The organism is Flagellimonas beolgyonensis, from assembly GCF_003992615.1.
Classification (GTDB): Bacteria; Bacteroidota; Bacteroidia; order Flavobacteriales; family Flavobacteriaceae; genus Flagellimonas; species Flagellimonas beolgyonensis.
The window spans coordinates 481,679-493,210 of sequence record NZ_RZMY01000006.1 but is presented as its reverse complement, the minus strand read 5'-3'; the positions used below and the strand labels follow the sequence as shown (position 1 = coordinate 493,210).

The following is an 11,532-nucleotide window of genomic DNA, read 5'->3' as shown; positions in this document are numbered from 1 at the left end:
AATAAATATTTATTGATGTAGCCTGGATCCGACTGGTAGCCCATTTTGCTGTGTCACTTGGAATGCAAGGCAAGTTTGCATGGCTAAAATCCATTCTTTTGATGGAGGAACGCGCCCACTAGGTACTCCATCCGTCGTTATTTTTTTGAGCCCTTTCGCTCAAATACAGTGAACAAACCTAATTGGCATTGTGCATTATAACTGTGATTTTTCTGGAACATCAGTATATCAAAACGGTTAACAATGTCGCTTAGGGTGTGGATGCCTTTTTTGCAATTTTCATCATTTTACCACAAAATCACCCTTTTTCAGGAACCCCTATTCATCACCTGTCAGCAACATATATCGGTGATGGAATAAACTTCAATTGATTCATATCCATATACCTAGAATAAATGAAATGCCTAAATATTGAATTATGAATAAAATATTCAACCTAGTGGTTTTTATAGTTTTTCTGCTGCTTTGTGGGAATTTTGGCCATGCACAGAACTATACAAAAAGACAGGAGTTTGCAGTGATGAACCCCAACTCCTATGAAATTTCCAAATTTGACCTCACTCCTTTGAACCAATATACGGGGAAGGCCAGTGTGAACTACCCCCTCTTTTCCATGAATTTGGATGGCAAGGAGATACCCTTCAACCTATCCTATGATACCGGTGGGGTTAGGGTGGGACAAGAGTCCACTTGGGTTGGACTGGGATGGAACCTTGGAGGTATACCGGTCATTACCCATCATATCAATCAAAAGAGTGATATCGGGAATAAACCGCCCTACAACCAAAGAGGGTTCTGCTACGAACCGGTGTTGCCTGCCAATGGTATGACCCAAGCCTATTTGGACTGGATCAATAGCGGACAATACAACGGAACCTATGGTGAGCCCGATACCCAACCTGATGTTTTTGTGGCCAATTTATCGGGTTCCGTGGTCAAATATCAACTCACACAGAAATTGATCAACGGAAGTATTGAGGCCAAGATCTTGAACAATAGCCAAGCCAAAATTGCCTATAACGAGACCAATCAAACGTTCACAATAACCGATGAAAACGGTTTTGTCTACGAATTTACCCATGTGGAATATACAACAACTTGGACACAGCCGGCCGCAACCTTGGGCAATGAAGTTGATCCGACCAGCATAACAGGAGCGTATCAGGACGATACAAATTATAATGATAATGCTGAGCGATTGATTCCAACGGCTTGGTATGTAGATAGGATCGTGGCACCCAACGGGGACTTTCTGGATTTTATCTATGAATATGAGTCGGACGGTGTGCCAAATGTAACCTTGAGCCATGCGGTTTACAGCAGTTCCAAAAAGATATCCCTGTGCGGTTCTGATTTTAACAATGGGAACATTGGCAATTATTGGAACAGTGGATTTTTTGAAGATGTCACGGCAAGCAGGAGCATACAGGAAGTCATGGTGCTTTCTGAGATTGCCCATTCATCATCGGGTAACAAAGCAGTGTTCAATTTGGGTACCCGGAACGATATTTCCGGCTATACGGGATCGACCCAAATTTTGGATGGATTTACAGCCTATACCAATAGCTATGATGGTGTGCCCAAAAAACTGAATTCCATCGATATCAAGACGGCGGCCAACACCACTGTTAAACACATAGACTTTCAACAATCCTATTTCAACGACTACAAACTGGGTACTGCCGAGGAGAAAAGTTATGTTAGGTTACGACTGGATGGATTCAAGATATTTGACCAGCAATATGCCTTCTTGTACCAATGTCCGGATGCCTTGCCCGCCAAGCATTCAAAGGATGTGGATTTTTGGGGATTTTATAACGGTGCGAACAACCAGTATTGGAGTGCCAAAATTGAAATAAGTTCCGACTTGTGCCCCTATAGCAATCCGGAGGTGATGACCAATATAACCCAGATACAAGGAGCCATTAAGGGGAGCAATTCTGAATTTGGCCTTATCGGTTCCCTACAGGAAATTAGATTGCCAACGGGAGGGACGACGAAGTTTGAATACGAGCCGAACACATTTACCATCAATGTCAACAACTATGATGTGAATATGGACGATTTGGTCTATCCGTACCTTCTTCAACATAATTTGGAGCCTGGTTATCCAAAAAATGGTGTGGCCAATGCCAACCTTAGGGTGTTCGCCGTCGGTGGTTTGCGTATCTCTGAAGTGACCAACACCGATTCTGGAGGTAATCCCTTGTTAAGAAAGAGATACAACTACAATGAGATTTTTTCTGGAGTCGATGAGGTATCAACCGGAAAACTGATGGATGGTCTTCACTATTACCGAATCTCCAATGAAATGTATGAGGGAGGAAATGTCCAATTGGCAAATCTTACGGTACACAATAACAATATTGTAAATACCAACGGATCTGCAATGGGCGGACATATTGGATATAGTAAGGTTGAGGAATATCTGGAGCACAAAAACTTGGAGAACCAAGATTTGGGGAGGATAATCACTTCCTACCTCAATACCCCCAATGAATCCTTAAGGGCCGATCCCAATGGAGGAGCGCCCTATATTGTGGAATCCCCTCCGGTGAACTATGAGGATGCCAATGGGCAAATGCTGTCACAAATCATTTATGATGCCAACAATGTCCTTAAAAAAGAGGTGAATGTCACCTATGAGATACGGGAAAACTTTTTGGCTCCAGGTTATAAAGTGTATTACGGAAACCTTACCAATTTTTTAATGGGTGCCGCGGGCACACAACACTTTGTATCGGACTATTATGATTTCACCCCGGCCAAATATTTGGCCTTGCCTGCAACCACTACCACTACGGAATATATGGATAGTGGGGAGGCCTATGTGACCAACACCTCGAACGTGTACAACTCCAAGGATGGACTTTTGTCCACCGAGCAGATCAATTCCTTTGGTGGCGGCAATGTCGTGAAAACAGAATACCGCTATCCTTGGGAAAGCAGTTACGGTATCAACGGTCTTTCTGGTACGGCCGCGTTGGTTGCTGCAAATAGAATAAGTCAACCCATTTATACACGAAGCTATAACAATGGACAATTGGTCGGGCATCAATATACCGAATTTGGTCTAAAGAATGGAAATTATGAACCTATCGCTATTTATCATCAAAAATTGGATGCTACGATATCAAGTATGGAGAGGAAAGTCTCCTATGAGCGTTACGACGCGTATGGCAATTTATGCCAATACAAGCAAGAGGATGGTATCTGGGTATCCGCAATATGGGGTTATAATGGACAGTACGTTGTGGCCAAAGTGGAAAATGCAACATATGCCCAAATCGAGGCATTGGCAGCCTTTGGTTCCAATTTTGATTTAGGGAACAATGGATTATCGGCCAGTCAGGAAACCCAACTCAGGGGACTTGCCGATGCCATGGTAACAACATACGATTACGCTCCGTTGGTAGGTCCAGTTACCATTACCGATAGCCGTGATTATTCCACCAACTATCAATATGATATCAACAACCGTTTGGTTGCGATTACGGATGAATCGGGTGATCTTATCCAAGATTACGAATATGAAATAGCGGATGTTGGCCTTTACCAATACCCACCTGTTTCAAGTTGTTTGGATCCATTGGATGCCACTATTAGTGTGACCAACAATACTGTACAATATGTATCCTTGAGCGCATCGGTCTCTGGCGGTGTGGGTGATTATACCTTTAAATGGTACCTGGGCATAGGAACCAGTAGTACCAGTTTTGAATCCACGCCTGCCTTTGTCGGATCCGGGATAGTCTGGGAGATTTGTTGTTATACCCAACAATTCATCAAGTTGGAAGTGACCAGTGGACAAGAAACGGTTACCCGGGTTATTGAAAACCCGAATTACGATCCTAACTGTCCTGCCAATTCCTGTGACAATCCCTATTAAACCTCAGTTTCCCTTTGGATAATTAAAAACGATACCATGAAAAGACTTAAATATAAGAACTCGAACCGAACCATATGGACCATTATTCTGGTTGTCTGCCTTGGTGCAGTTTATATGTCGGCCCAAAAAAGTGGTGCGACCATCAATGGCAACTGGCGACTAGACTATGAAAAGTCCTACGCCGAAGTTGTGCCAGAAATTAAAATGCAAATGGACACCATACCCGAATTCAAAGCCAAGGTAAGGGAAATGTTTGTGGGCAGGCAGTTTGAAATCAATGATGCTGGGGTTTATAAACATAAACTGTCCAATGGGCAAGTACTTCAGGGTTCATGGCAATTGAATGGACCCATTATGGTCCTAAAGGATGCGATGGGCAACACAGACAAACAACGGATACTTCTATTGACCGAAAGCACTTTGGTCATTGAGCCGATTTTAAGTGGTGATGCAAAACCACTGATTCCACGCTATTATTTTACTAAAAACTAAATCCTGCTAATCATGAAGTATCCATTTCACAGGCTAAATATGAGCTATACTTTACTATTAACAGTAATAAGCTTATTTTTTTCGCAGAATATTCTTGCACAAAATTATTTTACCCTTTCAGGGAGCGGCACGGCCTCAGCCGGGCAAACAAAAACCTATAATGTGTATGGTGATACCTATGCCATTGTATATACCAATTGGACAACGAGTGGTGCCAATGCTACAATAGGAAGCCGATCAAACACCTATGCAAATTATACCTTTAATGCAGGTGGTACCAGTTATGTCAATGCACAGGTGGTCAATAGTAGTTATAGCAGTTACTATTTGTCCAAAACCGTTACGGTGAGCAGTAATGCACCATCTACACCCCCAACTCCCACAGTGACCAAATACTGTGGCTACACACGATTGACGCGGGCCACACCTCCATCAGGTGTCACCTACTATTGGCAATCCAGTTCAACCGGAACAAGCACGTCCAACTCATCCTCTTATGTGGATAGGACCAGCGGTTCGGTTTATTATCTGAGGGCCCGATCTAATTCCAATGGGCTATGGAGCTCGGCCCGATCCGTAAGCTATACGATCAACTATACGCCGGGAATGGCACCACTGCCCAGTATCACACAAAATTGCGGTAGCACCACCATGACCATATCAACGCCGCCAAGTGGTTTGACATGGTACTGGCAAACCAGCTCGACGGGAACAAGTACGGCAGATGCCTCATCGTCAAAAACCTTTACCAGTGGATCGGTGACCTATCTGCGCACCCGGGACAATACTTCCGGCTGTTGGAGTACCATACGCACGATTAATTATACCATAGATAACGGACCATCGGCGCCATCGACCCCAACCATAACCAATAATTGTGGAAGTACGGTATTGACCAGGGGAACCCCACCTTCGGGAGTTACCTGGTATTGGCAGAGTACGTCCAATGGAACAAGTACAACCAATTCGGCAACCAGTGTTACGCGAACCACGGGGACCGTGTATTATTTGAGAGGACGAAATAGCAATGGATGTTGGGGTGCCACGCGTACCATAAACTATACTATTAACAGTGCACCTGCAACACCACCAACACCTACCATAACGAATAATTGTGGATCAACGCGCTTGACCAGGGGCACTCCACCATCCGGGGTTACCTACTATTGGCAAAGTAGTTCCTCGGGAACCAGTACCTCCAACTCTTCCAGTTATGTGGATAGAACAAGTGGCACTGTATACTATTTGAGGGCGCGGAATAATACTACCGGTTGTTGGAGTTCGGTAAGAACCGTAAACTATTCGGTCAATTATGTGCCGGGGCAGGCCCCACTTCCCACAATAACCAACACTTGTGGCAGTACCACCATGACCATATCCACGCCGCCGAGCGGATTGACCTGGTATTGGCAAACAAGCTCCACAGGGACAAGTACCTCGGATTCTTCTACCTCAAAAACGTTTACCAGTGGCACGGTGACCTATCTAAGAACTCGGGACAATGCTTCCGGTTGTTGGAGCACCATTAGGACCATAAACTATACGGTGGATGCTGTACCGTCCACACCAGCTACGCCAACTGCGGACAATACTTGTGGCAGCACCATACTTACCCGGGGCAACCCACCAACTGGTGTAACATGGTACTGGCAAAGTTCTGCCAGTGGTACCAGTACTACGAATTCAGCTTCAACCATATCCCTGACAAGTGGTTCGGTATACTATTTGCGGGCACGGAACGATGCATCTGGATGTTGGAGCACCAACTCGTCCAGTGTTTCTTATACGGTGAAGTATACACCCAGTATGCCCTTGGCACCATCGGTTGCCAACAATTGTGGCAATACTGTTTTGACCATGCAGGCGCCTCCACCGTATGCCGATGTGACCTATTATTGGCAATCCACGGCCACAGGCACAAGCACGGCCAATACAGCCCAAAACTTGACAATGACCTCAGGGACTGTGTACTACATCCGTGCCAAGGACAATGTGAACCTTTGTTGGGGACAAGCCTACACGGTAAACTACACAGTGAACCAGGTTCCCGGGCAAGCAACTGGCTCAAATGTATCACGATGCGGAAGCGGCAATGTTGACTTGATTGCATCGCCCGGAAGCAATGGAGATACGGTTCGTTGGTATACCGCACCGACTGGTGGCGGGGTTTTGGCCACCAACACGACCTATACTGTTGCTGTGGCATCCACTACAACCTATTATGCAGAAACGTATAATACCGCAACCGGTTGCATTGCTGCGACACGGACCCCTATCACTGCAGAGGTCGTACCTTTGGTGACCTATTATTTGGACGCGGACAACGACGGACATGCAGTTTCCTCAATGGATGCCTGCAGTAATCCTGGTGCTGGCTATACCACAACGGTAATGCCCGTGGATGACTGTGATGATACCAATGATACCATTCTTGGGCCCTTAACCTGGTTTTTGGATGCCGATGCCGATGGCTATCCAGCAGATTTGAACACGTACTATCAATGTACCAGCCCAGGTGCCAATTATCGTGCAGGGCCATTTTCTTTAAGTTTGGATTGTGATGATAACAACCCCAATTCCTTCCCTATCAAATGGTATGAGGATACCGATGGGGATGGACTCGGAAATCGTAGGGGAAATTTTGTGGAACAGTGTTCCGCTCCCCTTACAGGTGGTCCTTGGGTAACCAATAATAATGATCTGTGCCCTGATGATCCCACAAATTCTTGTACGATTCTTTCATCAGGACCATCTTATGGGCCCAATTATGTGTACGTGAGACAATATCAAAAGTCCGCTTCGGAAATGTTGGCCCAAGAAAGCATCGATCAAACCAATTTTCCATTTTTTACGGCATCCGAAGGGGTGATCCAATCCATTACCTATTATGATGGGATTGGTCGTGCATCACAACAAATCGGGATGGATCAATCTCCAGTGATCAACGCCCAAAAACAGGATTTTGTCACGCATTTGGAATACGATGCCTATGGTAGGATGACCAGGGAGTATCTGCCCTATAGTACTTCCTCTGGAACGATGGGCAGTTTTAGGAATGATGCCCTTACCGGTACGCTGTCCTTTTACAATACCGCAACCTTCGAGAATACGGCCAATCCCTATTCCGAGAAGCAGTTTGATGGCACACCGTTGAACCGATTGGAAAAGCAAGGTGCCCCTGGCGCAGCATGGCAGATTCAGAGCAGTGGCGACGATCACAGTATTGAGTTTGACTATCATGCCAACACAGGTACTGAGGTCCGCCGGTTTGAAGTTGATCTTACCACGGGAACCGATTTGGTGCTCGATGAAAACGGACCCAATGAATATTATGCGGCCCATGTATTGGTCAAGACCATAACCATGGATGAGAACCATATAAGCGGCAAGAACCATACAACTGAGGAATTTACGGATAAATCAGGTCGTGTGGTGCTCAAGCGAACCTATGCGGACACTGATATTACGGGGGATGGAATTCCCGAATCCGAAGTGGCGCACGATACCTATTACGTGTACGACGATTATGGAAACCTCACCTTTGTACTGTCGCCCCAAATGAAAGCAACAACGGCCACGTTTGCCAATATCCAATCCGCATTGGATGACTTGGGCTATCAATACGTGTATGATTCCAGAAACCGTTTGGTGGAGAAAAAGATCCCTGGAAAAGGTTGGGAGTATATAGTGTACAACCGATTGGATCAACCCATCATGACGCAGGATGCCATGATGCGTGCTGCCAATAATACGGCACTCACATCGGATAATTGGCTATTTACCAAATACGACAAGTTCGGAAGAATTGCCTATACAGGGAAAGCCACGGCAACTTCCGGTACCACAAGAACAGCCATTCAAAACCAGGTGAACGGACTTACCGGTGATCTGTGGGTAAACCGCACCGGTTCCTACTTTACCATGGATGGACTGAACGTCTACTATGATCAAGGCGGATACCCGGATAATGCCATTACCAGTCCAGAGGCTGTTGTGGATGAATTGTTGACGGTCAACTATTATGATGATTATAATTTTGACAGGGCAGGGGCGCCAACTTCGGTTACGGTATTTGGGCAAACATCCACATCGGCAACCAAAGGTTTGGCCACCGGAAGCCATGTGAAAGTTTTGGAAACCACCAACTGGACCACGGGTGTTACCTATTACGATGCCAAGGCAAGGGCCATCCGCACGATCACCAACAATAACTATTTGGGAACAACCGATGAGGTGAGCAGCCTTTTGGATTTCGCTGGCAAGGTTTTGAAGGTGAGAACCAGTCATACCAAGAGTGCGACCACCATAGTTACCATCGACAATTATATGTATGATCATAGTGGCAGGTTGATGTCCCAAACGCAATGCATCGGTGATGTTACCATGGGCGATTCATGTCCTTCCACTGCCGGAGCCACTGAGTTGATCGCATTGAACGACTACGACGCAATCGGCCGTTTGGTATCGAAGAAGGTAGGGGGCGATGCCGCCACAACGGTGTCCAGCTCTGCCGGATTGCAGACGGTGGATTATGAATACAATGTTCGTGGCTGGTTGAAAAGTATCAATGATACCAATTTGACCGACAGTGCCCTTAGCTTGGACAGCAATGATGTTTGGGGCTTTAAGATCAAATATGACGATATTGCCGATCCGAACAAGCAATTGTTCAATGGGAATATAAGCCAAACATTGTGGGCTTCTAGCACGTCAAACCCTGCACCATATAACCCGGTGAGCCATACCTATACCTTTACGTACGATGCCATGAATCGATTGACCGATGCCGCGGACAACACCACGAATTATTCGGTGGGGTCTTTGGCCTACGACCTTAATGGAAATATTTTGGCATTGAGCCGACAGGGCCATACCAACAGTGGTGCTACCAGCTTTGGGGTAATGGACGAATTGGTGTACACCTACAATGATGGTAACCAATTGGTAAAGGTATTGGATAATGGCGATGACACCTATGGATTTAAGGACGTTGTGGACCAGGCCACGGAATATACCTATGATGCCAATGGCAACATGGTCACCGATGCGAACAAGGGTATCACAAGCATCACCTATAACCATTTGAATTTACCTGCGACTATTGTCACAAGCAACGGAACAATTTCGTATGTTTATGATGCTGTGGGCACCAAATTGAAGAAGACTGCGCCCAGTGCTGTAACGGAATATGCGGGTAATTACATTTATCAAAACGGAACGTTGCAGTTTATGGGTCAATCCGAGGGGTACATAACTCCGAATGGTATGACTGGCTATGACTATGTGTATCAGTACAAGGACCATTTAGGAAACATTAGGTTGAGCTATTTGGACAATGGTGGCACGTTGGAAATTGTGGAGGAAAACAACTACTACCCATTTGGATTGAAACATAAGGGTTACAATAACCCACCTATTTCTCCATTGGGCAATAATGTGGCGCAGAAGTGGAATTACAATGGGACGGAACTTGATGAGACATCTGAATTGTATGAGATGCCTTTAAGAAGATATGATCCTGCAATTGTCAGATGGACTTCCATCGATCCTGTAGTTCATTATGATTATTCGGGCTATCAAGCGTATGATAATAATCCTGTATTTTGGTCTGACCCGAGCGGGGCAGACTCAAAGCATGATTTTTTGAAAGATAATCAGGGAAGAGATAAGTTTGATTCTTTTACTGGATTGTATATATCTCCATACGAAAGAAATCCGTCATCCGGCCAGAAAATCATTGATAAAGTTGCTTCAAAAACGCTTAAGACATTTGCAAATGGAATCGTCACTTATAATGGTGAAGATATTGAACTAGGAAAACTTTCAGAAAATGAAAAGAATTATTATTTTAAAAATGACTCTGCAATTACAGTAGCAATATTATTATGGGAGTTTGCTTCTGGAGCAGGTAGGGAAACAAGAGAGTTTACTTATGGAACCCATCCATTTGCTAATGCAGTAATGACTAATCGTTATATTGCAGAAGTAGTAGCACGCTTTATCGCTTCTGGAAAAAAAGCTGGATTGAGTCTCCATGATTTAGTAGAATCAGGCCAAGAATTGGAATTTGGAATGCCTTTCAGCCCTGATCATACCAACTTTTTTGATTCCTTAGAGAAGCATGTTGATGCAATAACTGGAAATTTATCCCAACTATTTATAGGAGGAGCAAATGCTAAAGTAAGTATTAGAGATGGAAATATAAATATTATGATTAGCAACGGAACAACTAGAAATTCTCTTTTATTACATTTGGATGATAGATTAAAAGACCATACGGATTATTTTCGAAATTATGATAGGTCTACAGATGGCAATATACCGTTATCTACAATTTATCAAAATTTATTTTACTCAAACAAAGTAACGATTGAATGATAATTTACATGATTTTGGATTCACTTTTGTCACGAAAATCTATCTTATTTCCAATGTTTATTTTATTTTTAAGCTCTTGTGATAATAGTTGCGATGAAGATTTAGTCGGTAAATTTTACAATTTGGCTTCAGTTAAGGAAGAGCATTATATTGAGCTTAAAAAAGATTCAACATATGTTCATTTTTATAAGGATTCATCCGCAAAAATTCATAGCCATAGTGGTAATTGGAAATTCGTAAGGGATGAATGTGAACTTGTTTTAATAAATTGGACAAGTTTTGGAAAGTTTTTAACTCCTTGTGACAGCTGCATAAAAATTGTTCAAATTAGTGGAAAAGAGCTATTATTTTCGTATGATTTAAAAAGGGAATCAAATTTTATTAAAAAATAATTAGAGCCGATAATGAAGTAAAATAGTTGTTTTACCTAAACACAATAATCAACAGCAACTCTTTTTGGGGTTGCTGTTTTGTTTTTACAAGCTTTATCCCCCGCTCCCCGCTACCGCTAGTCTGCGACTAGTGGCATTCGTTCCCGTCAGTCTTTCTGTGCTGATCCTGTCGAAGCATGACTAGTGGTATTCGGCTCCCGCTAGTCTTCCTGTGCTAAGCATGTCGAAGCACGACTAGTGGCGGTAAGAGTAAGAGTGTACACAAACCAGTTCCTTTTTTGGGAGCTGGTTTTGTTTTAAAAGTATTGTTGCATTTTTAGATGCCACAAGATACAATCTTGCGGTAGCGGTGCTTTCGGCAATCTTAGGCAAGTTTCTTCC

At 44.0% G+C, this 11,532-nt stretch carries 4 protein-coding genes; all 4 read left to right on the top strand.

Features of this window, described 5'->3' with window-relative positions; all coding sequences use genetic code 11:
• Positions 1–418: 418 nt before the first annotated feature.
• From EO131_RS05785 to EO131_RS05770, 4 genes are read left to right on the top strand one after another with little or no spacing between them, the layout of a single operon-like run.
• A complete protein-coding gene (locus EO131_RS05785; RefSeq protein WP_127019805.1) occupies positions 419–3,889 on the top strand; it encodes a hypothetical protein in 3,471 nt (1,156 codons plus the stop codon).
• Positions 3,890–3,925: 36 nt separating this feature from the next.
• Positions 3,926–4,381, top strand: a complete 456-nt coding sequence (locus EO131_RS05780; RefSeq protein WP_127019803.1) for a hypothetical protein — start codon at positions 3,926–3,928, stop codon at positions 4,379–4,381.
• 12 nt (positions 4,382–4,393) lie between these two features.
• Entirely contained in the window at positions 4,394–10,759 is a 6,366-nt protein-coding gene (locus EO131_RS05775; protein ID WP_127019801.1) for a DUF6443 domain-containing protein, read from the top strand.
• A 14-nt stretch (positions 10,760–10,773) separates the two neighbouring features.
• The gene (locus EO131_RS05770) at positions 10,774–11,151 is read left to right on the top strand and encodes a hypothetical protein (protein ID WP_127019800.1); all 378 of its coding nucleotides are present in this window, start codon (positions 10,774–10,776) and stop codon (positions 11,149–11,151) included.
• The last annotated feature ends 381 nt before the right edge of the window (positions 11,152–11,532 follow it).

Bases quoted from the DNA above. Each gene is read 5' to 3' on its own strand.
- EO131_RS05785 (WP_127019805.1), top strand. From the start codon at position 419: ATGAATAAAATATTCAACCTAGTGGTTTTTATAGTTTTTCTGCTGCTT.
- EO131_RS05780 (WP_127019803.1), top strand. From the start codon at position 3,926: ATGAAAAGACTTAAATATAAGAACTCGAACCGAACCATATGGACCATT.
- EO131_RS05775 (WP_127019801.1), top strand. From the start codon at position 4,394: ATGAAGTATCCATTTCACAGGCTAAATATGAGCTATACTTTACTATTA.